This window comes from Domibacillus robiginosus (assembly GCF_000966195.1).
Classification (GTDB): domain Bacteria; phylum Bacillota; class Bacilli; order Bacillales; family Domibacillaceae; genus Domibacillus; species Domibacillus robiginosus.
This window is the reverse complement of sequence record NZ_LAHL01000009.1, coordinates 183,152-208,803: the sequence shown is the minus strand read 5'-3', so window position 1 is coordinate 208,803 and position 25,652 is coordinate 183,152. Positions and strand designations below refer to the sequence as shown.

Genomic DNA, 25,652 nt, shown 5'->3' with positions numbered 1-25,652 from the left:
AAAACTGAAACAGTCAGGAAAGTGAGCTGATCCACTTGGATCTATTATCCATTAAAGACCCATCTTTTGTGAAAAAAATGAATGTGCATGAAATGGAGCAGCTAAGTGCAGAAATCCGTAAATTTCTTATTCAAAAACTATCAGTAACAGGTGGACATATTGGTCCAAACCTTGGTGTTGTTGAATTAACTGTTGCCCTTCATCATTGTTTTACAAGCCCAAAAGATAAATTTTTGTTTGATGTTGGACATCAGTCCTATGTGCATAAAATTTTAACCGGCCGTGCCGGTCAGTTTGATACATTACGGCAATACAAAGGGCTGTGCGGATTCCCCAAAATGAATGAAAGTGAGCATGATGTATGGGAAACGGGCCACAGCTCAACGTCGCTGTCTGCAGCGACAGGCATGGCGATAGCCCGCGATTTAAAAAAATCCAACGATCATATCGTACCCATTATCGGAGATGGCGCCCTAACAGGCGGCATGGCACTTGAGGCGCTGAATCACATTGGCCATGAAAAAACAAATATGATTGTGATTTTAAATGATAATGAAATGTCCATCGCGCCAAATGTCGGAGCGATGCACAATATGCTTGGCCGCATGAGAACAGGCGGAAAATACAACAAATTAAAAGATGAGCTGGAAGGGCTTTTAAAACGAATTCCAGCAGTGGGCGGAAAAGTAGCCTCAACAGCTGAGCGCTTGAAAGACAGCTTAAAGTATATGGTTGTACCCGGTATGTTTTTTGAAGAATTTGGATTTACGTATCTGGGACCCATTGATGGGCATAATTTTGATGACTTAATTAAAAGTTTAGAGCAGGCAAAGCGGACAGAAGGACCCGTGCTTGTTCATGTGATCACGAAAAAAGGAAAAGGGTACAAGCCGGCCGAAACGGATACGGTTGGTTCCTGGCATGGTACCGGACCATACAAAATGGATACCGGTGATATGATTAAAGCAGGCGATAAAGCGCCAGCCTGGAGTGCAGTTGTTAGTGAAACAGTACGCGAAATTGCCCGTACAGACGAACGTATTGTCGCGATCACACCGGCCATGCCAGTCGGCTCTAAATTGCTCGGCTTTGCGAGTGAGTTTCCAGACCGCATGTTTGATGTTGGAATTGCTGAACAGCATGCGGCAACAGTTGCAGCCGGCCTTGCTACACAAGGGATGAAGCCGTTTCTAGCGATTTATTCCACCTTCCTGCAGCGTGCCTACGATCAGGTGGTTCATGATATTTGCCGGCCTAATTTAAATGTATTTATTGGAATTGACCGTTCAGGTCTTGTAGGAGCAGATGGTGAAACTCATCAGGGAGTATTTGATATTGCTTTTCTCCGCAACCTACCAAATATGGTGCTGATGATGCCGAAAGATGAGAACGAAGGCCGTCACATGGTAAACACAGCGATTCAATACGATAAAGGTCCAATCGCTATGAGATTTCCACGCGGCAATGGACTTGGTGTGGAAATCGATCCGGAGCTTGCAACGATTCCGATTGGTTCCTGGGAAGTGTTAAGAGACGGCAGTGACGCCGCTATTTTAACATTTGGGACAACCATTCCGATGGCACTCGAAGCAGCTGAGGAGCTTGAAGCCCGCGGGGTAAGTGTAAAAGTAGTGAATGCACGGTTTATTAAACCGCTTGATTATGGAATGCTCGATCAATTATTTGAACAGCAAATGCCTGTATTAACGATTGAAGAAGCTGTTCTTGAAGGCGGATTCGGCAGTGCGGTCCTTGAGTACGCACATGACACAGGGCGCCATGGTGCGGTGATTGACCGAATGGGAATTCCGGACCAGTTTATCGAGCATGGAAGTGTAACAAAGCTGCTTGAGGACATCAATTTAACGACAGAGGAAGCGGTTCGCAAAGTAGCTGCTTTTGTTCGGGAAAAGCAAGAGGAACGTGCATAAACATGGCAAAAAAAGAAAGAATCGATGTATTGCTTGTAGAAAAAGGATTGTTTGAAACAAGGGAAAAAGCAAAACGGGCTGTAATGGCGGGAATTGTTTATTCTAATGAAGAGCGCATCGATAAACCAGGAGAAAAAATTTCGGTTGATGCGCCGCTTGAGATAAAAGGAAAAACGATGCCTTATGTGAGCCGGGGCGGATTAAAGCTGGAAAAAGCACTGCAGGTATTTGATTTGACGGTTGAAGGTAAAACGCTCATTGATATTGGTGCATCAACAGGCGGATTTACCGACTGTGCTCTTCAAAATGGGGCGAAAATGTCTTACGCACTTGATGTAGGATACAATCAATTAGCCTGGAAGCTTCGTCAGGATGAGCGTGTAGTCGTCATGGAGCGGACAAACTTTCGTTATGTGACACCTGCGGAATTAGAGCGGGGAATGCCGGACTTTGCTGTGATTGATGTGTCATTTATCTCACTGTCCCTTATTTTGCCGGTGTTAAAAACCCTGCTTGTGCCAGGAGCAGATGTGATGGCTCTTGTGAAGCCTCAATTTGAAGCAGGACGGGAAGAAGTCGGCAAAAAAGGAATCGTTCGTGATCGAAAAGTACACCAGGCAGTCATTGAAAGAACAGTGCAGCTGGCTTCCACGCTTGGATACGATGTCATTAACTTATCGCATTCACCGATTACAGGCGGCGATGGCAATATTGAATTTTTACTGCATATACGCTGGACAGGCAAGGATGGGGAGGGAGAAATCAAACTCCCGATTACACCTGAACGGGCAGTTGAAGCCGCACACGAAGAATTCAAGCAAAAGGGCTAACACATTCAGCTTTATACAAAGCGGCCGATTCCGTAAGTGTCTCATGGAAACGTGCCGCTTTTTCTATACTTTTTAATGCTTATACAGTATGATAATGTATAAAGAAGTATAATTATACATTATGAGGTGAACGATGATGAATAAAGGACAACGCCATATAAAAATTAGAGAAGTAATTGCCAATAATGAAATTGAAACACAGGACGAGCTTGTCGATTTGCTGCGCGAAGCAGGATATAATGTAACGCAGGCAACCATATCACGAGATATTAAAGAGCTTCATCTTGTAAAGGTACCGCTGATGGATGGCCGTTATAAATACAGTCTACCTGCGGACCAGCGCTTTAATCCACTGCAAAAATTAAAACGGTCTCTTGTCGACTGCTTTGTCAGCATCGACTCAGCCGGTCACTTTGTGGTAATGAAAACATTGCCAGGTAATGCGCAGGCAGTCGGGGCGCTTATTGACAATTTAGACTGGGAAGAAATCATGGGAACTATATGCGGTGACGATACATGCCTGCTTATTTGCCGCGCGCCCGAGCATACAGAAACGATCTCGGCCCGCTTTTTAGAAATGCTTTAATAAGGATGTGACCGACTTTGCTTCAGGAATTATCAATTCGCCATTTTGCCATCATTGATTCGCTTGCACTCTCTTTTGAAAGAGGATTGACTGTGCTTACCGGTGAAACGGGAGCGGGTAAATCGATTATCATTGATGCTCTTCAGCTTTTAACCGGTGGAAGAGGTTCGGGCGAATTTGTTCGTCATGGCGAAAAAAAAGCAGAAATTGAAGGAATGTTCACCATTCATGGTGACCATCCATGCGCACACGTCTGCCGGGAGTTCGGCATTGATGTGGATGAAGAAACCATCATTTTACGGCGGGAAATTTTAGCAGCCGGTAAAAGCGTCTGCCGGGTAAATGGAAAAATGGTGACATTGTCTATTCTGCGTGAAATTGGCGCCCGGCTTATGGATATTCATGGACAGCACGAGCACCAAGAATTGATGAATGCTGGACGTCATATTCGGCTGTTGGATGATTTCGGCGGAGCTTCCATTTTAAACGCACGGGCACAATACGGTGAGATTTATGAGAGGTATGCACATCTGCAAGCAGAAATTCGCCGTTTAAGCGAAAATGACCAGCATTTGGCACATCGTCTGGATTTGATTCAATTTCAACTGAACGAAATTGAAAAAGCAGCGCTCGTGTCTGGAGAAGAAGAAAAGCTGGAAGCAGAGCGTCAGCAGCTGGCGAATTTTGAAAAATTGTACGAGGCGCTGTCTGCTGCCTATAACGCTTTGTCAGGTGAAGGCAGAGCGCTGGATTGGCTCGGAGTAGGAGTAAACGGATTAGAGTCTGCCGCCGAGATTCATGATGATTACAAATCTCTTCATGAATCTGCCGCCAACAGTTTTTATGCACTTGAGGATACCGTACGCGACGTTAGTTCGCTGCTTGATACGCTTGAATTTAACCCGGAGCGGTTAAATGAAATTCAAAGCCGTTTAAATGAAATTAACCAGCTGAAACGCAAATATGGAAGCAGCATTGATGAAATCCTGCAGTATGGGGAATCGATTGCAAAAGAAATCGATCAGCTTACCCACCGTGATACGCATGTAAACCGTCTGCAGAATGAACGGGAAGAAGTGGAGCACTTGTTGAGAACAGAGGGGGAAAAACTGTCTGCTCTTCGCCAAAAAGCAGCTGCCGAGCTCGAGGAAGCCATTCATCGAGAATTAAAAGAGCTATATATGGAAAAAACCGTTTTCAAGGTATACGTACAGGATGAATCAGGGCAATTTAAAAAGGATGGGATCGATCAGGTAGAATTTTACATGACCACCAATCCAGGAGAGCCATTAAAGCCGCTCGTGAAAATTGCATCTGGTGGTGAAATGTCACGGGTCATGCTGGCCATGAAAACCATTTTTTCAAGACATCAGGGTATTACGTCCATTATTTTTGATGAAGTAGATACAGGTGTAAGCGGCCGGGTGGCTCAGGCCATCGGAGAAAAAATTTATAAAATTGCCATTCACTCACAGGTGCTGTGCATTTCACACTTGCCGCAGGTGGCTGCCATGGCTGATACGCATTTATATATTCAGAAAAACTTGCAGGGAGAACGGACGAGCACCTCTGTGACACCTCTTGATGAAGAAGAAAAGGCATCTGAAATCGGTCGTATGATTTCTGGTGTAGAGATGACAGATTTAACAAAAAAACATGCAAGAGAGCTGCTCGCTCTGTCTGCAAAATTAAAACAGTCGGCTGTTTGAAAAGCCATCCATCTAGCCCCCTAATTACCGTTATAAGAACACCTCCCTCCGGACAAAGTAACAAGGCAGGATGAAAAGGAGGGAGCGGGATGGCGGTAGTAAGTCGGGGTCTTTTTTCATTTTTGCTTTTATTTACATTTTGGACAGCAAACGGGTCCGTTACCCAGGCAGAGCAAACAGAAAAAGAACTGCTGCAATCAGCGGGATTTTTAGAAGCACAGGAAAAGCGTGAACGTGTATTTGTTGTGCCCGGCGGACAGTCAGTTGGTGTACAGCTTGAAACAAAAGGGCTTTACGTCGTTGGCTTCCATTTTATTCAAACGGATACAGATCGCATTTCTCCAGGGGAAGAGGCCGGTCTTCTGCCTGGTGATGTCATTACACATGTGAACGGCCACAAAGTAACAGAACCTCAAGCCATTCGGCCGTATGTGCAAAAAGCGGCTAATGGAAAAACCTCCTTAAAGCTCACGGTACTGCGTGGGAAAAAAACGTTACATCTTTCAGTAAAACCAATTCAAGATGAAGGAACAAACACTTCCAAGCTGGGTTTATACATTAAAAATAAAACAGCCGGTATTGGGACTCTTACCTTTTATGAACCAAAATCAAAAAAATTCGGTGCACTTGGCCACGTGATCAGTGATATGCAGTCAGGTAAACCGTTTGCCCCGGTTAAGGGTACACTTTATCCTGCTCATGTAACAGGGATTAAACGGGCGACAGAGGGTATACCAGGGGAAAAAACAGCTGACATTCCAACAGAAGAAAGATGGGGAAGCATTACCTCTAATACGCCATTTGGCTTGTTTGGACGACTTGATCATGAATTAAACAGGACGACAAAGCTGTATCCGGCAGCACATCCTGATGAAGTCAAAGAAGGACCGGCGCAAATTTGGACTGTAACTAAGAACAATAAAATTGAAACATATGATATTTCGGTTGTGCGTACCGTTGAGCAATCGAAGCCAGCCATCAAAGGAATGATTATTAAAATGACCGATCCGCGTCTTATTGAGAAAACAGGGGGCATCGTTCAAGGCATGAGCGGCAGTCCGATTTTACAAAATGGCCGGGTTATAGGAGCTGTCACTCATGTGTTCGTAAATGATCCTCTTTCTGGATATGGTGTTCATATTGACTGGATGTTAAAGGATGCTGGAGTGTTGTAGAGCGCAATTGCGCTCTTTTTTTGACGAAGTTTTATGGGAATAAAGTCGAAAAATGACAAAAAACGGTGTAAAATAAATATTTTGAATTTTTTAAAGGAATCCATTTCGCTTTGTCGAAAAAACCTTTAGAATAACCTTATAGATGAAGCATCGCCTTAAGGATTGAGAAGTGAGGAGGAAATGATTTGAGTAAAATAAAAGTAGCAATTGCGGACGATAATCGGCAGCTTGTACAGCTGCTTGAAGAAGTGATAACAAGCCAGGAAGATATGACAGTTGCAGGAACAGCATTTAATGGGCAGGAGTGCCTCGGCATGCTGCCGGAAACAGAAGCAGACGTGTTAATTTTGGATATTATTATGCCGCATATGGATGGGCTGGCTGTACTGGAGCGCCTGCGTACAAGCGGCCAAAAGCAGCCCCATGTTATTATGCTGACTGCATTTGGCCAGGAAGATGTCACAAAAAAAGCGGTTGATCTAGGGGCTTCCTATTTTATGCTCAAGCCGTTTGATATGGAAAGCTTGATCAGTCAGATCCGGCAGGTAGCGGGTGCAGAACAGCCAATGCGCCATGTGGAACGTAAAGAAGAACCGAAAAAGCAAAAGAAAAACATTGATGCCAGTATTACGGCTGTTATTCATGAAATTGGTGTACCAGCTCACATCAAAGGCTATTTGTATTTGCGCGAAGCAATTACAATGGTATTTAATGACATTGAACTGCTTGGCTCAATCACAAAAGTACTTTATCCGGAAATTGCCCGGAAATACAACACAACACCGAGCCGAGTAGAAAGAGCGATCCGCCATGCAATTGAAGTGGCCTGGAGCCGCGGCAATATGGAATCGATTGCTGCCCTTTTCGGGTACACGGTATCAGTGTCAAAAGCCAAGCCAACCAATTCAGAATTCATCGCCATGGTGGCGGATAAGCTTCGTATCGAATACATGGCTTCTTGAAAGCCAGAATGATGCGGCTTTAAATCATTTTAAAGATGAACCGCTGGAGCAAATAAAAGATAAAGCCAGCTTCCTGGCTATGTAAGCGTACCTCTACTTTAAAAAGAGGGCGCTTTTTTGTTTCATGTAAATGAATTTTCAAATCGGCATAAACCAGTTTTTCCTATTATGAAGCAGGAAAAATAAACATCGTTAAAGCCCTTTTCGCTTATCTCAATACTCTCCCTCATATACTAGTATTCATCGATGATAGGCGGCTTTGCAAAAAAATCAAGCTGGTTTTAAGGCAGATGGGTATTAGTTCAAAATAAAAACATAAATTTAGGATAAACAGAGGTTCGAAAAAAGCTCACTAAAATACTGGGAACGAAAAGAGGCGAGGGGTCATGCTGAAAAGGATATACTGGTCCAAATTAAACGATTCTCACGATAAAATAACAGCAAAAGCCGGCTTCAGAAAAGAAAGTAACAAACTTTATGAGCCTTATGAAATTTACCTTGAAACATGGGAAAAAGAAGATAATAGCTGGGTATATAAAGGGGGACAGCCGGAACAAAGGCAGCAGCAATTAGAAGAACATCCAGCTATAGCATCGCTTTTAAAAAGTTAAAGGGATGAATTGCACTCATTGGGCGCCATAGAAAAGGTGCTTTTTTTCTGTTTTGAAAACATAGCACCTTTTCAATTCCCAGCATAAGAAAGAACAGGACGCCTTTTATCTGTACGAGAAGCACTCCTTGTGTCGGTGAACTCGAATTCTTGTCGTTATGTTGGCCGGGTTTCTTGTGGTTTGGCTATAACTTTGGTTTCAGAAGCAAAATGGATCAAATCATTGCGGTCGATTAGTTTTACATCAAGTTTTTCTGCATAGCTGCATGCATGCTTCGTAAATGTATGATTGGTTACAGCCCAGGCTTCATTCGCTTTATAGAACTCTTTGCCGCTGCTGGCTTCCTGTACAGCCTTCACACCTACCGGGCTATTGTATTGTGTTGCCTGCACTGCGATACTGTAGGCTCCTTTATGTAAAAGTAAATCCGCACCGTACTCGGCTGATTTCGCGGTGTATTCGACAGAATACCCTTTGCTTTCAAACAAGGCTCCCACATATTGTCCGAATTGAATGCTATCCATACGGTCAATTTCGTTTAATCCTGCCTGAAGTACTTGCTGATTTTTCTCCCTTTTTGTATACCAGCGCAGCAAGAGGAATGGTATCGCTAAAAGAGCGACGAGTATCGCATAGCCAATAAACACCTCGATGTGCTGCAGGATGACAATAAAAACAACGGCATACAGCATATATATCAGTAATTTATCGCTGTTTACTCCAAGCCCTTTACTGCGTTTTCCCGCCATCGTCCCAGCTCCTTTTATCTTGTTTATTCCTTATTTTTGACGGGCAAAGAAAGAACTATCCAAAAAAGATAAAAATAAAACAGTTATTCAAGAGAAGGGCGCGAACTTTTTTATTCGCTGGCCTTTTTATTGTAAAAAAGCGATAAAAGCAGAAAAAAATACATGGTGTCTACAGTCTGAGCATTTCCTTTTTAAGGGGATACTTTTATTAACATTTCACAATATGCAAAATTCAAATAATAATTATATAAAAATAATAATGGAAAACAGAAGCAGATAAGCGGAATTCGTTCATGTCATAGATGTGTTTAAAAAGGGCCCATTACGGAAATAGATGTGTATGGAGCTTTCGGTCAGATAGCGTCAAACAAGCCGGTACACAGGTACAAGCCGATTTGATGGATAAAAAATGACCAAAGCTGTCAAATGCTTATTGGAGGACATGAAGCATCGCTTACTTATCTCTCCATTCGCTCCTAATCAAAAGGCTGCAATATTTTACGGAACAGCTCCGGCTTGTTTGGCTGAATAACAATTTGCCAATAAAACAGACGCTGACCGTTAGAACCTTCAGTATTTCACAAAAGGAGTTATGCAGCCGAATGACAGAAAACGAACGCAAAGTAATAGAATACGTTAAAGAAGTAAGCGCAAGTCAATTGCTTCAAGACCTATCTGGCGGAAAAGTTGTAGGAACGGACCTGCGAGCTATTGGAAAGCTGCGATTGTACCGCTTGCCCGACGAAGTAAAAAACGTTCTTTTGTACTGTGTAAAATGCAAAATGAGTAAACAAATAGATTATAAGGACGTTTATAAAATAGCCGCCCGCTGGAACAGGCTCCGTGTTCAAACAGCAGAAGAAGCGTTCAAATTAGCGAAGCAGGAAGGTTGTTTTCAAGAACAGAAGTAAGTGTCCTCCATTAAAACTGCACTCTTTATGAGTGTAGTTTTTCTTGCTTTTGTATAAATCTTAACACTTGGACAAAGAGAGGATTTTAGTAAGCAATAAGCAATCCCTTGCAGAGGGACTGCTTTTATTTTTTTGCCTGGAATTTCGTCTGTACCTTGTTTTGTTTGCGATCCCGTCTAAAGATAAATCCGGCCACAAATCCGAGGCCGCCTACAAAGAGAAGTAAACCGGCGAAAAATTGCACCCACAAAACGGGAAAGGGCGGCTGTAAAATGCCAAAAAGCATGTCCCGCATCAATTTAATACCGACACCAGCTAAAAAACCAGGAATTACCAGAACAAGCAGCGCGACAATCCGGATCATTTATTTCCCTTCTTTCAAACTATTCTTCCCACATCATAGCGTAAACGCTTTATTTGTCAAGAAGAGGTGATAGAATGAAAAAAACAAATAAAATTTTTCTTATTACATGACATAGTTTTGAAAACCGTATACAATGATAAAGGAATTATAAAGAAGGAGCGAAAGCATATGGCAGCAACATACGATCTTGTCATTTTAGGTGGAGGAACCGGAGGCTACACAGCAGCCCTTCGCGCGGCACAGCTTGGACTAAAAACAGCGCTGGTTGAAAGAGCAAAAGTAGGAGGAACCTGCCTGCATAAAGGCTGCATCCCAACAAAAGCGCTGCTGAGAAGTGCAGATGTACAGCGCACCGTAAAAGAAGCCGCTGTATTCGGTGTAGAAGCTGGCAGCCCGATGCTTCATTTTGGACGCGTACAGGAAAGAAAAGAAGAAATTGTACATATATTATATAACGGCGTACAGTCGCTTCTGAAAAGGGGCAAAATTGATGTATATGAAGGGACAGGACGCCTGCTTGGTCCATCTCTATTTTCACCGATGGCTGGAACGATTTCTGTAGAAATGAATGACGGGACAGAAAATGCCATGCTCGTACCACGAAATGTGTTGATTGCCACAGGTTCACGTCCAAAGCACCTGCCAGGTCTTGAGCCGGATGGCGATATGATTTTATCCTCAAACGAAGCACTTGAGATGAAACAGATTCCCACATCCATTATGATTGTAGGCGGCGGTGTAATTGGGATCGAATGGGCATCAATGCTTGTAGATTTCGGCAGTAAAGTGACGGTTCTTGAATACAGTGACCGTATTTTGCCGCTTGAAGACGAAGCGGTTTCGGCCGAAATGGCGCGTCAGCTTTCTAAAAGAGGCGTTCAAATCGTTGTAAACGCAAAAGTCAAAGCAGATTCACTTCAAAAGAAGTCAGGTACCGCTTCAATTCAAACAGAAGCAGGCGAGACCTTTTCAGCAGAGAAAATCCTTGTTGCTGCCGGGCGTACAGCGAACACTGAACAGCTTGGTCTTGAAAATACAGAAATTAAAGTTGAAAATGGTGTAATTCAAGTGAATGAATGGATGCAGACTGGTGAATCACACATCTATGCCGTGGGTGATGTGATAGGTGGATTGCAGCTTGCACATGTCGCTTCCTATGAAGGCATTACAGCTGTTGAACATATGGCAGGAAAAGCAGTAGACCCCGTTGACTACACCGCTGTTCCACGCTGTATTTATTCACATCCAGAAGCGGCCAGTATTGGCATGACGGAAGAGCAGGCTGCTCTTAAAAGAATAGAAGTAAAAACAGGTACATTTCCGTTTCAAGCGAATGGAAAAGCTCTTGTGTACGGTGAAACAGAAGGATTCGTAAAAGTAGTGGCAGATGCGAAAACGGATGATATACTAGGAGTTCATGTAATTGGACCTCATGCAACAGAGCTTATCTCAGAAGCTGCACTGGCTCAGCTGCTTGATGCATCCGGCTGGGAGCTTGGCAAAGCGATTCACCCGCATCCTTCTTTATCAGAAGCGATGGGCGAGGCCGCTTTAATGCTGGACGGCAAAGCGATTCACTTTTGAAAGGAGCGAAGAAAATGAAATCTAAACATAAACAAGCAGGATTAACTGATCAAGACGTCATCAGCATGTATGAAACAATGCTTCTTACACGTCGTTTGGATGAAAGAATGTGGCTTTTAAACCGGTCAGGAAAAATCCCATTTGTTGTATCCGGACAGGGCCAGGAAGCAGCGCAGGTCGGCGCTGCTTACGCGCTAAACAGAAAAGAAGACTACATATTACCCTATTACCGTGACTACGGCGTTGTGCTTGCTTTTGGCATGACGGTGCGTGAATTAATGCTTTCTGCGTTTGCAAAAGCCGAAGATCCAAACTCGGGAGGGCGCCAGCTGCCCGGGCACTTTGGACAGCGGAAAAACCGTATTGTAACAGGATCGTCTCCGGTGACCACTCAGGTTCCTCACGCTGTCGGCATTGCGCTTGCGGCGAAAATGGACCGGAAATCGACGGTAGCATTTGTGACTTTTGGAGAGGGTTCCTCCAACCAGGGTGATTTTCATGAAGGAGCAAACTTTGCGGGCGTGCATAAGCTGCCGGTTATTTTTATGTGTGAAAACAATCAATATGCGATTTCTGTACCGTTAAATAAGCAAATTGCAGCCCGTGTATCGGACCGGGCAGCAGGGTACGGGATGCCGGGCTATACAATTGACGGAAATGATCCGATCGAAGTGTACAAGTGCGTAAAAGAAGCCGCTGACCGTGCGCGGCGCGGTGAAGGGCCGACGTTAATCGAAACACTCACATATCGTCTGACGCCGCACACATCTGATGATGATGATCGTTCGTACCGGACAGCAGAAGAAGTAGAGGGTGCGAAAAAAGAAGATCCGCTTCACTCTTTCCGGCTATACGTAAAAGAAGCCGGTCTCCTCACAGATGAGCGTGAAGAGCAGCTTGAAAAAGAAATTGCTTCGGTGATTAACGATGCAACGGAGTATGCGGAAGAAGCTCCTTTTGCAAGCCCAGAATCGGTTCTTCAATTTGTTTACGCCGAAGAAGAAAGCGAGGGAGGAAAATAATGGCTGTTATTTCGTATATCGAAGCAGTGACCATGGCCATGCGCGAAGAAATGGAACGCGATCCGAATGTATTTATCCTCGGTGAAGACGTCGGCAAAAAAGGCGGTGTTTTCAAAGCGACTGCCGGCCTTTATGAGCAGTTTGGAGAAGACCGGGTGCTTGATACACCTCTTGCAGAATCAGCGATTGCCGGTGTAGCGATTGGGGCAGCCATGGTTGGGAAACGCCCAATTGCTGAAATGCAGTTTGCCGATTTTATTATGCCGGCTGTAAACCAAATCATCTCTGAAGCAGCGCGCATCCGGTACCGTTCAAACAACGACTGGCATTGCCCGGTTGTCGTTCGTGCGCCATATGGAGCCGGTATTCAGGGAGGGCTTTATCACTCCCAGTCAGTAGAAGCCATTTTTGCGAACCAGCCGGGTCTGAAAATTGTGATCCCCTCTACACCATATGATGCAAAAGGACTCCTAAAAGCGGCTATTCGCGATGAAGATCCCGTATTGTTCTTTGAGCATAAAAAAGCATATCGCTCCATCAAAGGAGAAGTACCGGACGATGATTATGTACTCCCTATCGGCAAAGCGGATGTAAAGCGTAAAGGAGAAGACATTACGGTAATCACGTATGGTCTTTGTGTTCATTATGCTCTGCAGGCCGCTGAAAAATTAGCAGGAGAAGGGATCAGCGCAGAAGTAGTTGATCTTCGGACGGTTTATCCGCTTGATCAAGAAACGATTATTCAATCCGCGTCTAAAACAGGAAAAGTGCTGTTGATCACAGAAGACAACAAAGAAGGCAGTGTAATCAGCGAGGTAGCCGCCATTATCGCCGAGCATTGTTTGTTTGATCTAGATGCGCCCATTGAACGTCTGGCAGGGCCGGAAGTACCGGCAACGCCCTATGCAGCACCTTTAGAAAAGCACTTTTTAGTTAATCCCCAAAAAGTAGAGAAAGCAATGCGTGATCTCGCTGAATTTTAATAAAAAAGAGGAGGCGCAGCATGGCAATTGAAGAAATGAAAATGCCTAAGCTCGGCGAAAGTGTAACAGAAGGAACCATTACCAAATGGCTCGTTGCACCGGGAGATTATGTGAATAAATACGATCCGATCGCTGAAGTGCTGACCGACAAAGTAACAGCTGATATTCCGTCTTCTTTTGCCGGAGTCATTAACGAAATCAGAGCAAAAGAAGATGAAAAAATGGCTGTTGGCGAAGTGATCTGTACGATCGAAACAGAGGCAGCTGTAAAAGCGCCGGACAAACAAGAGAAAGTAGAAACAGCTGTAAAGACTAATAAAGCCATTTTATCAGGCGCTGACCAAAGCGGCCGGTATTCGCCGGCTGTATTGAAACTTTCGCAGCTTTACAATATCGATTTAAAAGGTATAAAAGGAAGCGGGAAAGGCGGCCGCATTACGCGTAAAGATGTGCAGGCAGTAATCGACGCTGGTGCAAACCATCAAGTGCAGACAGCGGACCGTACAGCTCCTGTGACAGTCGCGACACAAGGTAAAAAAGCGATTGAACCGCAAAAAGGTGATACGATTGTGCCAATTGATGGCATTAAACAAACCGTTGCGGCCAACATGGTAAAAACAAAGCAGGAAGTACCGCATGCCTGGATGATGGTAGAAGTAGACGTTACCCAGCTGGTGCACTATCGTGATTCGATCAAAACGTCATTCAGGGAAGCAGAAGGATACAATCTTACGTATTTCGCATTTTTTGTTAAAGCTGTAGCGCGTGCGTTAAAAGAGTTTCCAGAAATAAACGCCATGTGGGCGGGTGACCATATTGTACGCAAAAGGGATATTAATATCTCAATCGCGGTTGCAGCGGAAGACAAACTGTTTGTGCCGGTTGTCAAGCATGCGGATGAAAAATCAGTCAAAGGCATTGCAAGAGATGTGAATAACCTGGCGAAAAAAGCGCGTAACGGCACGCTTACAACAGAGGATGTCAGTGGAGGAACCTTTACGGTAAACAACACAGGCTCCTTTGGTTCAGTGCAGTCAATGGGCATTATCAATTATCCGCAGGCAGCAATTTTACAGGTGGAATCCATTGTGAAACGCCCGGTCATTATTGACGGCATGATTGCAGTACGGGATATGGTCAATCTGTGCCTGTCACTTGATCATCGTGTGCTTGATGGACTCGTATGTGGACGATTTATGCAGCGTGTAAAAGAACTGCTAGAAGCCGCTTCAGAAGATACAATGCCGATTTACTAAAAAACAGCTTCTCCAAAATGGAGAAGCTGTTTTTTATTTGAACAAGCCGGCAATGCTGTCGACGATTGATTGAAGAAAATCGATGATCGATTGTAAAAAGCCTTGTCCTTCTTCTGAGTTTTTAAAGCTGTCCCATTGTTCTTTCGCTTTATCGATTTGGGCGTTTACTTGGTCCCAGTTTATATTTAAATCCTTCATTTTCTCAAATAAACCAGCCAACTGGTCCACTTGTGCATCAGTCAGTGTAATGTTTAATTCATTAGAAATATTGTTTACAATCACTTTAATTTCCTGAAGCGTCTCTGGGTTTTGAGCGGCTACTTCCTCTTTAATACGCTCAATGAGCTGGGTAGCGTCTTCCTGGCCGATTTCATCGCCGAGCTTAGCAGTTGTCACCATTTCTTCATTGGCAACTTGCTTTTGTTCTTCAGGAATTTTTTCACCAGTTGTAACCTCATAGGCTTTAATAATTCCAGTTAGGGCAGCTGTGCCAGACACTTCAAACGGTGCTGTAATGTAAATATCAGCGTCCTTTACACTCGCCGTCGATAGGGCATTTGTATACATTTCCTTGGATACCCATGAAATATTTTTTGTTTCTACATTTAATCCGGAACCAGATTCCGTTGTGGTAATTTTACTTGATGAAATCGCTTTTGTACCAATTTGGGCTTTTGGAATGTAGTCGCCCAAATATTGGTGTTCTTCTGCATTGGATACGGCAATCTTTTGAACGTCTGCGGAAACACCCATTTCTTCAAGCAGCTGCTCTTTTTGGGCAGGTGTCAAATTCTCGCCAAGTGTCACCAGCGTATCACCAGGCGTACTATCTGCAGAAACGACTGTACCAAAGCCCAAAATGGCCACTCCAAGCAAGCTTATTAGTTTTCTCATATTCTCTCTCCTGAATGTTAAAATTGGCTCCATGGAGCTAGTAATAGAATAGCATGCAGTCCAAATTTTTTCACGTTTTGACCTAATGACATTGCTTCTCCTGCTTCGTTTATATTACAATAAAGAGAATATCCAATTGCTTACTTTTTATTTGTAACCGATTACAAAATGAAGAGGAGTGGGAGCTTGGCTGATCAATTGTTTCGACCGGTAACGCACGCAGATTGGACATCGGCTGTAAAAGCTGCTTTAAAAGGAGCTTCTTTAGACATCCTGCATACAGAAACAGCAGAAGGTATCTGTTTAAAACCTCTGTACACAAAAGAAGATTGGAAAGCTTCCCTCGGTTTGCCTGGTGAAAAGCCTTTTACAAGAGGATTTCAAACAACGTGGTCTTTTCCGAAAACAAATATGGTCATTGGCTCCGACCCTATCTCTTCCGGTGCTGCAGCCGGTGTTTTTCCAGAAGCTGCTGTACTTGAAGCTGCAAGCAAAGGGGAAATGATCACGATTAATATTGTTCCTTACCATCTGGCTGGCGCTAATGCGGTGCAGGAATTGGCTCTGGCTCTTTTGGAAGCGGCCTGTTTTTTAAAAGCGAGAAGGGAAAAAAGCAGAACTCCTTTAAGATGGCTGATTCATTTTGCGGCAGGCACTGCTTTTTTTACAGAAGCAGCTAAAATACGGGCTTTTCGTATGCTCTGGGCTGCTTTTATGGAAATATATCAGCTTGAAGACGATGAAAAACCATTGCTAAGCGTGGAAACGAGCGAAGCGATGCTGTCCATCCTTGACCCTCACGTCAATCTTTTGCGCACGAGTAATGCCCTATTTGCCGCTGTTATCGGAAATGTTGATTATATAAAAGCTTCTCCATTTAACGGCCTAACCCATAACCCGCCATCAGAGCTGGGTGAACGAATGGCTCGAAACATCCCGCATATATTAAAATATGAGGCGCTGCTGGATAAAGTGGCAGACCCGTCAGGCGGCTCTTATTATATCGAATCACTAACCGAAGAAATTGGCCGCAAAGCGTGGGATTTGTTTGCCGAAATCGAGGAAGCAGGCGGGCTTCAAAAAGCATTAATAGATGGCACAATTCAACAGCAGATAGAAGCCGTACAGCTAAAAAAAGCACATAATATAGCGACGCTCCGTCAAAAAATGATTGGTGTAAATCACTATGCTAATCTGAATGAGCAAATCCAGTCTCAAGAAAAGCCAGCGACAAACAGAGCCGCAGCCGGCATACCCATCCAGCCTCTTGTTTCAAAAAGGACAGCGGAACCCTATGAAGTTCTTCGGTTAAAAGCTGCGAATCTCCGACAAACTGGTCAGTCTCCTCGAGCCGGCTTGATTTGTCTTGGTGAATGGAAAACCTGTAAAAAGCGGGTGGATGAGGCGGCCGGCATATTGGCTGCAGGCGGGATCGACGTCGTTCGCTCTCATGCGTGCCATACCGAGGAAGAAGCTGTTCGGTTTATAAAGGACCACCCGGCAGTTTATTACTGTCTCTGCGGCTCCGATCAAACATATGAACAATTCGGCTCTTCCCTGGTCTCTTTATTAAAAAAAGCATCGGGCGGGGCCGTGATAGACAGCGCCGGAAGCGGGAGTATGCAGGGTGTGGATGGACGTATTGCATCAGGAGATCATGTCGTGCAAAAGTTAAAGGGCATCCTCGCCTTGTTTCAAGGAGGGAAAACTCTATGAACTTGAAAAAACACAACCCTTTTAATCAGCCATTGAAACCTTTGTCCAAGCAGCAGGAGCAGACAGCATCACGGGCAAAGCAACTATATGAAAGGTTATCCTTTGAAACAAATGAATCGATTCGGCTGCGTGCGCTGTACACGGAGGAGCATACAAAAGGATTGAACCATATGGATGATTATCCTGGTATGGTGCCGTTTACGCGGGGGCCTTATCCGACAATGTACGTTACACGTCCTTGGACGATCCGTCAATATGCGGGCTTCTCCACGGCTGAAGAAAGCAACGCGTTTTACCGCCGTAATTTAGCAATGGGCCAAAAAGGACTTTCAGTTGCGTTTGATCTGCCCACACACCGCGGCTACGATTCTGATCATCCACGTGTTATTGGGGATGTTGGAAAAGCTGGTGTGGCGATTGACTCGGTGGAAGACACCAATATATTGTTTAATGGCATTCCGCTGGACCAAATGTCCGTTTCTATGACAATGAATGGGGCTGTACTGCCCATTATGGCTTTTTATATTGTATCAGCAGAAGAACAGGGAGTAGCTAGAGAAAAACTGTCCGGCACAATTCAAAATGATATTTTAAAGGAATACATGGTGCGCAACACATACATTTATCCACCGCAGATATCCATGCGGATTATCGCCGATATTATGGGTTATACGGCAGCCCATATGCCGAAGTTTAACTCTATTTCTATATCGGGCTATCATATGCAGGAAGCCGGTGCCCCTGCTGATTTAGAGCTTGCTTATACACTCGCTGACGGACTAGAATACGTTCGCACAGGGCTTTCGGCAGGTATTGATATCGATTCGTTTGCGCCGCGCTTGTCTTTTTTCTGGGGAGTGGGCATGAATTATTTTATGGAAGTGGCAAAAATGCGCGCCGCGCGGCGGATGTGGGCACAGCTTATGAAGCCATTTGGCCCGAAGAACCCAAAATCAAGCATGCTGCGTACCCATTCCCAAACATCGGGATGGAGTTTAACCGAACAAGATCCATTCAATAATGTGACAAGAACGTTTATGGAAGCGCACGCAGCGGCCATGGGACACACACAATCATTGCATACAAATGCGCTTGATGAAGCTATTGCGCTTCCAACTGATTTTTCAGCCCGCATTGCCCGCAATACACAGCTGTTTTTACAGGAGGAAACAGGTATTACTGATGTGATTGACCCATGGGGTGGCTCCTATTACGTGGAAACGCTCACCGATGAGCTGATGAAGCGTGCCTGGCAGCACCTTGAAGAAATCGAAGCACTTGGCGGAATGACAAAAGCCATTGGAACAGGACTTCCAAAAATGAAAATTGAAGAAGCGGCTGCCCGCCGCCAGGCAAAAATTGATTCTGGCGAAGAAGTTGTTGTTGGCATGAACCGGTTTCGTCTTTCAAAAGAAGAACCGATTGATATTCTGAATATCGATAATACGGCGGTGCGGCTCAAACAAATCGAACGCATTGAACGCACGCGCCGGAATCGAAACGGAAAGAAAGTAAAAGCAGCACTTCAAGCCATTACCGAATCGGTCCGCTCAGAAGGAGAGAATTTACTTGAGCTGGCTGTGGAAGCAGCAAGGGTACGGGCAACGTTAGGAGAAATTTCTGATGCCGTTGAAGCGGTAATCGGCAGGCATAGGGCGGTGATCAGATCGGTGAGCGGTGTGTATGGTTCAAACTTTTCTGATGCGGAACAAATCGAAACGGTTCAGCAAATGACAGCCGAATTTGAAGAGCAGGAAGGGCGGCGGCCGCGTATATTGATCGCCAAAATGGGCCAGGATGGGCATGACCGCGGCGCGAAAGTGGTTGCTACAGCTTACGCCGATCTTGGATTTGACGTCGATATCGGTCCGCTGTTTCAAACGCCGGAGGAAACAGCCAGGCAGGCAATGGAAAACGACGTTCATGCTGTTGGAGTCAGTTCTCTTGCAGCGGGCCATAAAACGTTGCTGCCGGCTTTAATAAAAGAACTGAAAAAACATGGCCGAGAAGATATTGTCGTGTTTGTTGGCGGTGTTATTCCAGCGCAGGATTACGAATTTCTGAAACAACACGGGGTAGCGGCTATTTTTGGTCCTGGCACAGTCATTCCAGTTTCCGCCCAGGTCATTATAGAAAAAATTTATGAACGGCTCGGGTATGAGGAAGTGGCAGAATGACAGACGAATATCTGCCCGGCCAAAAAGGAGTCGACGCTTCTCAGGATGGAACAGGAGCTCTGCCGCAGAAAGTGTTTCGAAAAAAAGCCAGGCATTCCCCGGACCTGGCTGCTATTGGCGCAGGAATTCTGAATGGTTCAATAAATGATTTAGCCAAAGCCATCACTTATATTGAAAGCAGTTCGCCTGCTCATTACACGTATGGACAGGAATTGCTGCAGGCCATGCTCCCTTATACAGGAAAATCAATCCGGATAGGCATTACCGGTGTTCCGGGAGCTGGTAAAAGCACTTTTATCGAGTCATTCGGCATCAGACTGTGTGAAGAAGGACATCGCGTGGCTGTGCTGGCAGTCGACCCCAGTTCATCTATTTCTGGAGGATCCATTTTAGGGGACAAAACAAGAATGGAACAGCTCGCCAGGCATCCGAATGCTTTTATCCGGCCCTCTCCGTCTGGCGGTACGCTTGGCGGCGTACACCGAAAAACGCGCGAAACGATGCTTTTGTGTGAGGCAGCCGGCTTTAATATGATTTTGGTTGAAACCATTGGTGTCGGACAAAGTGAATATATGGTTCGAGGAATGACAGACTTTTTTATGCTCCTTGTACTGACTGGTGCGGGCGATGAGCTTCAAGGTATAAAAAAAGGCATTCTGGAGCTGGCTGATGCCATTATCGTCAACAAAGCGGACGGAGAAAATAAGCTGCCGGCCCAAAAAACAAAACGAGAGTATGATCAGCTGCTGCATATGCTGAAACCCTCTACAAAAGGATGGCGGTCAAAGGCGTTTGTATGTTCTGCCTTAAAACAAGAAGGAATGGGTGAGATTTGGACCGCTATACAATCTTTTCAATCCTTAACGGAAGCCTCCGGTGTTATGGCGGATCGCCGCCGCAGTCAGACAAAAGACTGGCTCCATACGCTGATTGCTGAGCAGCTGCATCAGTTTTTTTATCGTCATCCGTATATTAAAACAAATTTAACAGAGTGGGAGCGCCTGGCAATGGATGGGAAAATAATGCCGGCGCAGGCAGCTGGGGAGCTGTTTGGGAAAGTTATGAAGAAAACAGAATAAAAAAAGGGCCAGCCGAACAAAATTCGGCTGGCCAAAACAGGGAGTTTAGGGGTATGGATCCAGTTGCCTTATTATTCTACCCGGGTTTAAAGAAAGTAAACATTCTTTTTGCAGTGATGTAAAAGAGGGAGCCGCTTTATTGAAATAAACGTTTTTTTCCCTTATGATTAAGCTACTAATGATAAAGGAGAGAAAAACATGGGAATGGATTTTAATTTTTTCATGAATGACGTGGTTCGCCAGGCACGCGAAGAAATCAAAGCGGCCGGTTATTCAGAGCTTACCACACCCGAAGATGTGGATGCAGTACTAAACGAAAAAGGGACAACACTGGTTATGGTAAATTCCGTATGCGGCTGCGCTGGAGGGATTGCACGCCCGGCAGCTGCGCATGCGATTCACTATGATAAACGCCCGGATCGTTTAGTGACGGTGTTTGCAGGTCAGGATAAAGAAGCAACGGCTCAGGCGCGCAGCTTTTTCACTGGTTATCCGCCGTCTTCTCCATCTTTTGCTTTATTAAAAGATGGGCAGATTCAAGCAATGGTGGAACGCCATGAAATTGAAGGGCATCATCCGATGTCTGTCGTTGAACATCTGCAGACACTTTTCGATCAGCATTGCGAAGAAGTGTAAAGACGACCCCAAGCCCTGCCGTGTGTGGCGGGGCTTTCTTTCATTCGAGGTGAAAAAATGATCAAAATTGGGTACCGAACGGCTAAAACAGCCCTTGGTATAGCCATTTCTATTTTAATTGCTGAATGGATTGGCCTTCACAATTCGGCTTCTGCCGGTATTATCGCCATTTTATGTATTCAAAACACAAAGCAGCAGTCTTTAAAAGCTTCATGGACCCGCCTTGTGGCCAGCATGATCGCTCTTTTTTATTCCGCTGTTTTTTTTGAACTGCTTGCTTATCACGCGGTTGTGATCGGTCTGATCTTAATCGTCTTTATTCCAACAACCGTGGCGCTTAAAGTACAGGAAGGCATTGTTTCAAGCACCGTCCTTGTTTTGCATATGTATGCTGCAAAAGAAGTTTCTGCGGCGATTCTTTTAAATGAAATAGCTCTTGTCATTATAGGAGTAGGAATAGCACTTGTGCTCAATTCCTACATGCCGAGCGTAGAAAACGAGCTTGTAAAAATGCAGCAGCAGACAGAAGAACTATTCGAGCGTATTTTCAAAGAAATTATCTCTTACTTACGGACGAATGAACACACGTGGGATGGAAAAGAACTGACGGAAACGGCTGCTCTGCTTAAACGGGCCAAATCTCTTGCCTATAAAGACGTACAAAACCATTTTACCCGTCACCACAGCTTATTTTATCAATACTTCACGATGCGCGAAAAGCAGTTTGAAATTATTGAACGGCTTATTTCAGTCGTGGTCTCGATCTCGCATCGTCCGGAACAGGCCGAAATGATTGCCACGTTTATGGAAGAAGTTAAAGAAAATATTCATCCGGGCAACACAGCTAAACTGCATTTAAGCCATTTAAATGATTTAAAAAGAGAATTTGAAGAAATGCCTTTGCCAAAAACACGCGAAGAATTTGAAGCGCGCGCTGCCCTTCTGCAGTTTATACGGGAAATGGAGCGGTATCTGCGCATCAAAGCACGGTTTCGAGGCATGAAAAAAAGAGCAGCCCACAAGCGCCGCCCTTCTGTTACATAAACATTGTCAGGCCAAACATGACAGTTGAAATTAACATTGCAAATAACATTAAGTACACAACAATTTTTTGAAATGTTTTATTACGCATGAAACTCTCCTTTAAAGGTTGTTGAGTATTATTGTACCGGCAATGAAAAGGATTTTCAACTGGCTCTTGCAGAAGCAGCGCCATTTAACCGCTTATCTATTTCTATCAAGGGGGATGGGAACATGAATAATGTTGATCATATTGGCATAGCCGTTTCATCGTTGGAGGAAGCTCTTTTGCTTTATACGAAGCAGCTTGGCATGACACATATTAAAACGGAAAGGGTAGCCTCGCAGGGAGTAAACGTCGCTTTTATCGATGCCGGCAACATAAAGCTGGAACTGTTAGAACCAGCTTCGCCAGACAGCTCAATCGCCCGTTTTATTCAAAAACGGGGCCCTGGTATCCACCATATCGCTTACAGTGTAAAAGATATCGAGACAAGGATAGCGGAAGTGAAAAGTCAGGGAATCGAGACAATTGGAGATGTGCCGGTACAGGGAGCAGGAGGAGCCAGAATTGCTTTTATGCATCCCAGGTCAACAGGCGGTGTGCTGATGGAACTGTGTGATAAAGGGGAGGGCGAAGCATGAGAGACATGTTTGATTCGATTCATGATTTGCAGGATAGACGGAGAGAAGTAGAACTCGGCGGCGGTGACGGGCGAATTGACAGGCAGCATGAAAAAGGGAAACAGACAGCACGCGAGCGAATTGATCTTTTAGTGGATGAAGGATCCTTCGTCGAATTAAACCCTTTTATAAAACATCGCAGTACGGACTTTGGGCTTGACGGGACAAAAGGGCCTGGGGACGGGGTCGTGACTGGATATGGAAAAATAAACGGCCGGCCCGTTTATTTATTTTCACAGGATTTCACAGTATTTGGCGGGGCTCTCGGTGAAATGCATGCCCAGAAAATTGTTCATGTGATGGACCTGGCTGCCAAAAACGGTGCGCCGTTTATCGGCTTAAACGACTCAGGGGGAGCCCGTATTCAAGAGGGTGTGCTTTCTCTTGATGGATACGGCCACATTTTTTACCGAAATGCGATTTATTCAGGCGTGATTCCGCAAATCTCCGTGATCCTCGGCCCTTGTGCAGGCGGTGCCGTTTATTCACCAGCGATTACGGATTTTGTTTTTATGGTTGATCAAACGAGCCAGATGTTTATCACCGGTCCGAAAGTGATTGAAACGGTAACAGGGGAAAAAATTTCAGTAGAAGATTTAGGCGGCGCGAAGGTGCATAATACAGTCAGCGGCAATGCACACTTTCGCGGAAAAACAGAAGAAGAAGTTCTTGAAAGCGTGCGAAATCTTATTACCTATCTTCCGCAAAACAATGAACAAAAAACCCCTCTTTTGGAAACAAAAAATGAAAGCGATTACCGAGAGGATTTGGCGGAAGTGGTTCCTTTTGATGGCCTGCGCCCATACGACGTGCGCAGAGTGGTTGATCAAGTGGTCGATTCAGCTTCCTTTATGGAAGTTCACAAGGAATTCGCTAAAAACATGGTCGTAGGGTTTGCGAGGATAAAAGGGGAAACAGTCGGCCTCGTCTGCAATCAGCCAAAATGTATGGCAGGAGGACTTGATATTGATTCGTCTGATAAAGCTGCTCGTTTTATCCGCTTTTGTGATTCATTTAATATTCCGCTTATTACATTTGAAGATGTTTCTGGATTTTTTCCGGGGGTCAAGCAGGAGCTTGGCGGTATCATCAGACATGGAGCAAAAATTCTTTATGCTTATTCTGAAGCGACGGTACCAAAAATTACAGTCATTTTAAGAAAAGCATATGGCGGTGCTTATGTCGCCCTGAATTCAAAATCAATCGGTGCTGATCTTGTTTTTGCCTGGCCCAACGCGGAAATTGCGGTTATGGGGCCGGAGGGAGCAGCGAACGTTATTTTTGCACGTGAAATTGCTGCAAGCGACAATCCAGAAGCAGCTCGTCTGGCAAAAATAGAAGAGTACCGTAAAGCCTTCGCTCATCCTTATGTAGCGGCTGCTCATGGAATCGTGGATGATGTGATTGATCCGCGTGAAACCCGCATTAAGCTCATTCAAGCACTTGAAATGATGCGGACAAAAAAAGAAGACCGGCCAAAGAAAAAGCATGGAAACATGCCTTTGTAATGAGCGCAGGCGCGCATGCTGGCTGATTTTTCCGTTCGGAACGTTTATAATGAAAAAGCGAGAAAATGTGGAGGTGCAGCACAATGAACGAAGAACGTTTATTAAATGAATTTTTAGAGCTTGTACAAACAGATTCAGAAACCAAACATGAGCAGGCAATCGCCCAGCTGCTGAAAAAGAAATTTACAGACCTTGGCGTGCAGGTGCATGAAGACGAAGCAGCAGCAAAAACAGGTCATGGGGCCGGTAATTTAATTTGTACGCTGCCGGGTAATAAGCCGGGTGTAGATCCGATTTATTTTACTTCTCATATGGATACAGTCGTTCCAGCAAATGGAGTAAAGCCTGTTGTAGAAAATGGCGTCGTAAAAACAGATGGAACGACAATTTTAGGAGCGGACGATAAAGCCGGTCTTGCTGCCATATTCGAAATGATCCGTCAGCTTAAAGAGCGTAAGATCGAGCATGGAGACATTCAATTTATCATTACGGTCGGAGAAGAGTCAGGACTTGTTGGTGCGAAGGTGCTTGATCCGTCTTTGATCAAAGCAAAATATGGTTTTGCGCTTGATAGTGACGGGGAGGTCGGCAATATCATTGTTGCGGCACCGACACAGGCAAAGGTTACGGCGCACATTTATGGGAAAACAGCTCATGCCGGCGTAGCGCCTGAAAAAGGCGTTTCAGCCATTACAATGGCCGCTAAAGCAATTGCACGTATGCCGCTTGGCCGCATTGATGAGGAAACGACTGCAAACATCGGCCGATTTGAAGGAGGTCAGGCAACAAATATTGTCTGTGATTACGTTCAAATTTTAGCTGAGGCCCGCTCGCTTGTACCTGATAAAATGGAAGAGCAGACGGCTAAAATGAAGGCGGCTTTTGAAGAAGTGGCAGCCCAAATGGGCGGACGCGCAGAAGTAGAAATTGAAGTGATGTACCCGGGCTTTAAATTTGGTGCGGACGATCACGTCGTACAAGTAGCGCAAAAAGCGGCAGCAAAGATTGGCCGTCCATCCGAGCTGTTGACAAGCGGAGGCGGAAGCGACGCCAATGTCATTGCCGGGTTTGGTATTCCGACCGTAAACCTCGCAGTCGGATACGAAGACATTCACACCGTCAATGAAAAAATGCCGGTTAAAGAATTGGTCAAGCTGGCCGAAATGGCAACCGCCATTGTGGAAATTACAGCAGAAACATAATAGCGTACACCTATAAGCCAACCATTGGCTTTGATGAAAAAAACAGCAGCTGCCCACCGGCAG

24 protein-coding genes are annotated in these 25,652 nt (G+C 44.9%); 20 read left to right on the top strand and 4 right to left on the bottom strand.

What is annotated here, in order from left to right; all coding sequences use genetic code 11:
* The first annotated feature begins 35 nt into the window (after positions 1–35).
* The 7 genes from dxs to VP97_RS06105 all read left to right on the top strand — a co-directional run bounded on the left by dxs (position 36) and on the right by VP97_RS06105 (position 7,804).
* Positions 36–1,931, top strand: a complete 1,896-nt coding sequence (gene dxs, locus VP97_RS06135) for a 1-deoxy-D-xylulose-5-phosphate synthase (protein WP_050180805.1) — start codon at positions 36–38, stop codon at positions 1,929–1,931.
* Positions 1,932–1,933: 2 nt separating this feature from the next.
* The gene (locus VP97_RS06130) at positions 1,934–2,761 is read left to right on the top strand and encodes a TlyA family RNA methyltransferase (protein ID WP_050180804.1); all 828 of its coding nucleotides are present in this window, start codon (positions 1,934–1,936) and stop codon (positions 2,759–2,761) included.
* A gap of 136 nt (positions 2,762–2,897) precedes the next feature.
* Positions 2,898–3,347: a transcriptional regulator AhrC/ArgR gene (gene ahrC / locus VP97_RS06125; protein WP_050180996.1), complete on the top strand. Its 450-nt coding sequence runs from the start codon at positions 2,898–2,900 to the stop codon at positions 3,345–3,347.
* A 17-nt stretch (positions 3,348–3,364) separates the two neighbouring features.
* A complete protein-coding gene (gene recN, locus VP97_RS06120; protein ID WP_050180803.1) occupies positions 3,365–5,056 on the top strand; it encodes a DNA repair protein RecN in 1,692 nt (563 codons plus the stop codon).
* A gap of 89 nt (positions 5,057–5,145) precedes the next feature.
* Entirely contained in the window at positions 5,146–6,231 is a 1,086-nt protein-coding gene (spoIVB, locus tag VP97_RS06115; protein WP_050180802.1) for a SpoIVB peptidase, read from the top strand.
* A gap of 185 nt (positions 6,232–6,416) precedes the next feature.
* Positions 6,417–7,193: a sporulation transcription factor Spo0A gene (gene spo0A, locus VP97_RS06110; protein ID WP_050180801.1), complete on the top strand. Its 777-nt coding sequence runs from the start codon at positions 6,417–6,419 to the stop codon at positions 7,191–7,193.
* Between the two features lie 386 nt (positions 7,194–7,579).
* On the top strand, positions 7,580–7,804 hold the full coding sequence (locus tag VP97_RS06105) for a hypothetical protein (RefSeq protein ID WP_050180800.1): 225 nt from the start codon (positions 7,580–7,582) through the stop codon (positions 7,802–7,804).
* 155 nt (positions 7,805–7,959) lie between these two features.
* On the opposite strand, the gene VP97_RS06100 is transcribed toward VP97_RS06105, so the two are convergent.
* Positions 7,960–8,553: a restriction endonuclease gene (locus tag VP97_RS06100; protein ID WP_050180799.1), complete on the bottom strand. Its 594-nt coding sequence runs from the start codon at positions 8,551–8,553 to the stop codon at positions 7,960–7,962.
* Between the two features lie 602 nt (positions 8,554–9,155).
* Here VP97_RS06100 and VP97_RS06095 point away from each other — a divergent pair.
* On the top strand, positions 9,156–9,464 hold the full coding sequence (locus tag VP97_RS06095; protein ID WP_050180798.1) for a replication initiation and membrane attachment family protein: 309 nt from the start codon (positions 9,156–9,158) through the stop codon (positions 9,462–9,464).
* 124 nt (positions 9,465–9,588) lie between these two features.
* Here VP97_RS06095 and VP97_RS06090 read toward each other — a convergent pair whose 3' ends face one another.
* The gene (locus VP97_RS06090) at positions 9,589–9,828 is read right to left on the bottom strand and encodes a DUF2627 domain-containing protein (RefSeq protein ID WP_050180797.1); all 240 of its coding nucleotides are present in this window, start codon (positions 9,826–9,828) and stop codon (positions 9,589–9,591) included.
* 168 nt (positions 9,829–9,996) lie between these two features.
* Here VP97_RS06090 and lpdA point away from each other — a divergent pair, with 168 nt between their 5' ends.
* The 4 genes from lpdA to VP97_RS06070 are packed head-to-tail and all read left to right on the top strand — an operon-like array spanning position 9,997 to position 14,673.
* Positions 9,997–11,412 carry a dihydrolipoyl dehydrogenase gene (gene lpdA / locus VP97_RS06085; RefSeq protein WP_050180796.1) on the top strand — a complete coding sequence of 472 codons (1,416 nt, stop codon included), beginning with the start codon at positions 9,997–9,999 and terminating at the stop codon, positions 11,410–11,412.
* Between the two features lie 14 nt (positions 11,413–11,426).
* A complete protein-coding gene (locus VP97_RS06080; RefSeq protein ID WP_050180795.1) occupies positions 11,427–12,434 on the top strand; it encodes a thiamine pyrophosphate-dependent dehydrogenase E1 component subunit alpha in 1,008 nt (335 codons plus the stop codon).
* Positions 12,434–13,417, top strand: a complete 984-nt coding sequence (locus VP97_RS06075; protein ID WP_050180794.1) for an alpha-ketoacid dehydrogenase subunit beta — start codon at positions 12,434–12,436, stop codon at positions 13,415–13,417. Before VP97_RS06080 ends, VP97_RS06075 begins: the two co-directional genes overlap by 1 nt.
* Before the next feature lie 20 nt (positions 13,418–13,437).
* Positions 13,438–14,673 carry a dihydrolipoamide acetyltransferase family protein gene (locus VP97_RS06070; protein ID WP_050180793.1) on the top strand — a complete coding sequence of 412 codons (1,236 nt, stop codon included), beginning with the start codon at positions 13,438–13,440 and terminating at the stop codon, positions 14,671–14,673.
* A 33-nt stretch (positions 14,674–14,706) separates the two neighbouring features.
* Here the strand turns inward: VP97_RS06070 and VP97_RS06065 are convergent, their stop codons facing one another.
* Positions 14,707–15,567, bottom strand: coding sequence for a DUF1002 domain-containing protein (locus VP97_RS06065; protein WP_050180792.1), 861 nt, complete (start codon positions 15,565–15,567; stop codon positions 14,707–14,709).
* A 186-nt stretch (positions 15,568–15,753) separates the two neighbouring features.
* Here VP97_RS06065 and VP97_RS06060 point away from each other — a divergent pair, with 186 nt between their 5' ends.
* From VP97_RS06060 to VP97_RS06040, 5 genes are all read left to right on the top strand, one after another.
* Positions 15,754–17,283 carry a methylmalonyl-CoA mutase family protein gene (locus VP97_RS06060; protein WP_050180791.1) on the top strand — a complete coding sequence of 510 codons (1,530 nt, stop codon included), beginning with the start codon at positions 15,754–15,756 and terminating at the stop codon, positions 17,281–17,283.
* Positions 17,280–19,460, top strand: a complete 2,181-nt coding sequence (gene scpA, locus VP97_RS06055) for a methylmalonyl-CoA mutase (protein ID WP_082220250.1) — start codon at positions 17,280–17,282, stop codon at positions 19,458–19,460. The genes VP97_RS06060 and scpA overlap by 4 nt, the downstream gene beginning before the upstream one ends.
* Complete coding sequence (gene meaB, locus VP97_RS06050) at positions 19,457–20,539, top strand: methylmalonyl Co-A mutase-associated GTPase MeaB (protein ID WP_050180790.1); 1,083 nt, start codon at positions 19,457–19,459, stop codon at positions 20,537–20,539. Before scpA ends, meaB begins: the two co-directional genes overlap by 4 nt.
* 198 nt (positions 20,540–20,737) lie before the next feature.
* Entirely contained in the window at positions 20,738–21,175 is a 438-nt protein-coding gene (locus tag VP97_RS06045) for a BrxA/BrxB family bacilliredoxin (RefSeq protein ID WP_050180789.1), read from the top strand.
* A 57-nt stretch (positions 21,176–21,232) separates the two neighbouring features.
* Positions 21,233–22,219, top strand: coding sequence for an aromatic acid exporter family protein (locus tag VP97_RS06040; protein ID WP_050180788.1), 987 nt, complete (start codon positions 21,233–21,235; stop codon positions 22,217–22,219).
* Here VP97_RS06040 and prli42 read toward each other — a convergent pair.
* Positions 22,212–22,307, bottom strand: a complete 96-nt coding sequence (gene prli42 / locus VP97_RS23745) for a stressosome-associated protein Prli42 (protein WP_156153429.1) — start codon at positions 22,305–22,307, stop codon at positions 22,212–22,214. The genes VP97_RS06040 and prli42 overlap by 8 nt on opposite strands.
* A gap of 122 nt (positions 22,308–22,429) precedes the next feature.
* Between prli42 and mce the strand changes: the two genes are divergently transcribed.
* From mce to VP97_RS06025, 3 genes are all read left to right on the top strand, one after another.
* On the top strand, positions 22,430–22,840 hold the full coding sequence (gene mce, locus VP97_RS06035; protein WP_050180787.1) for a methylmalonyl-CoA epimerase: 411 nt from the start codon (positions 22,430–22,432) through the stop codon (positions 22,838–22,840).
* Positions 22,837–24,387, top strand: a complete 1,551-nt coding sequence (locus VP97_RS06030) for an acyl-CoA carboxylase subunit beta (protein ID WP_050180786.1) — start codon at positions 22,837–22,839, stop codon at positions 24,385–24,387. Before mce ends, VP97_RS06030 begins: the two co-directional genes overlap by 4 nt.
* A gap of 83 nt (positions 24,388–24,470) precedes the next feature.
* Complete coding sequence (locus VP97_RS06025) at positions 24,471–25,589, top strand: M20/M25/M40 family metallo-hydrolase (RefSeq protein WP_050180785.1); 1,119 nt, start codon at positions 24,471–24,473, stop codon at positions 25,587–25,589.
* The last annotated feature ends 63 nt before the right edge of the window (positions 25,590–25,652 follow it).

Bases quoted from the DNA above. Each gene is read 5' to 3' on its own strand.
- VP97_RS06040 (WP_050180788.1), top strand. From the start codon at position 21,233: ATGATCAAAATTGGGTACCGAACGGCTAAAACAGCCCTTGGTATAGCC.
- VP97_RS06080 (WP_050180795.1), top strand. From the start codon at position 11,427: ATGAAATCTAAACATAAACAAGCAGGATTAACTGATCAAGACGTCATC.
- VP97_RS06030 (WP_050180786.1), top strand. From the start codon at position 22,837: ATGAGAGACATGTTTGATTCGATTCATGATTTGCAGGATAGACGGAGA.
- VP97_RS06105 (WP_050180800.1), top strand. From the start codon at position 7,580: ATGCTGAAAAGGATATACTGGTCCAAATTAAACGATTCTCACGATAAA.
- scpA (WP_082220250.1), top strand. From the start codon at position 17,280: ATGAACTTGAAAAAACACAACCCTTTTAATCAGCCATTGAAACCTTTG.
- VP97_RS06075 (WP_050180794.1), top strand. From the start codon at position 12,434: ATGGCTGTTATTTCGTATATCGAAGCAGTGACCATGGCCATGCGCGAA.
- VP97_RS06045 (WP_050180789.1), top strand. From the start codon at position 20,738: ATGGGAATGGATTTTAATTTTTTCATGAATGACGTGGTTCGCCAGGCA.
- mce (WP_050180787.1), top strand. From the start codon at position 22,430: ATGAATAATGTTGATCATATTGGCATAGCCGTTTCATCGTTGGAGGAA.
- ahrC (WP_050180996.1), top strand. From the start codon at position 2,898: ATGAATAAAGGACAACGCCATATAAAAATTAGAGAAGTAATTGCCAAT.
- meaB (WP_050180790.1), top strand. From the start codon at position 19,457: ATGACAGACGAATATCTGCCCGGCCAAAAAGGAGTCGACGCTTCTCAG.
- VP97_RS06095 (WP_050180798.1), top strand. From the start codon at position 9,156: ATGACAGAAAACGAACGCAAAGTAATAGAATACGTTAAAGAAGTAAGC.
- VP97_RS06090 (WP_050180797.1), bottom strand. From the start codon at position 9,828: ATGATCCGGATTGTCGCGCTGCTTGTTCTGGTAATTCCTGGTTTTTTA.
- VP97_RS06025 (WP_050180785.1), top strand. From the start codon at position 24,471: ATGAACGAAGAACGTTTATTAAATGAATTTTTAGAGCTTGTACAAACA.
- lpdA (WP_050180796.1), top strand. From the start codon at position 9,997: ATGGCAGCAACATACGATCTTGTCATTTTAGGTGGAGGAACCGGAGGC.
- VP97_RS06070 (WP_050180793.1), top strand. From the start codon at position 13,438: ATGGCAATTGAAGAAATGAAAATGCCTAAGCTCGGCGAAAGTGTAACA.
- VP97_RS06100 (WP_050180799.1), bottom strand. From the start codon at position 8,553: ATGGCGGGAAAACGCAGTAAAGGGCTTGGAGTAAACAGCGATAAATTA.
- VP97_RS06130 (WP_050180804.1), top strand. From the start codon at position 1,934: ATGGCAAAAAAAGAAAGAATCGATGTATTGCTTGTAGAAAAAGGATTG.
- spoIVB (WP_050180802.1), top strand. From the start codon at position 5,146: ATGGCGGTAGTAAGTCGGGGTCTTTTTTCATTTTTGCTTTTATTTACA.
- prli42 (WP_156153429.1), bottom strand. From the start codon at position 22,307: ATGCGTAATAAAACATTTCAAAAAATTGTTGTGTACTTAATGTTATTT.
- VP97_RS06065 (WP_050180792.1), bottom strand. From the start codon at position 15,567: ATGAGAAAACTAATAAGCTTGCTTGGAGTGGCCATTTTGGGCTTTGGT.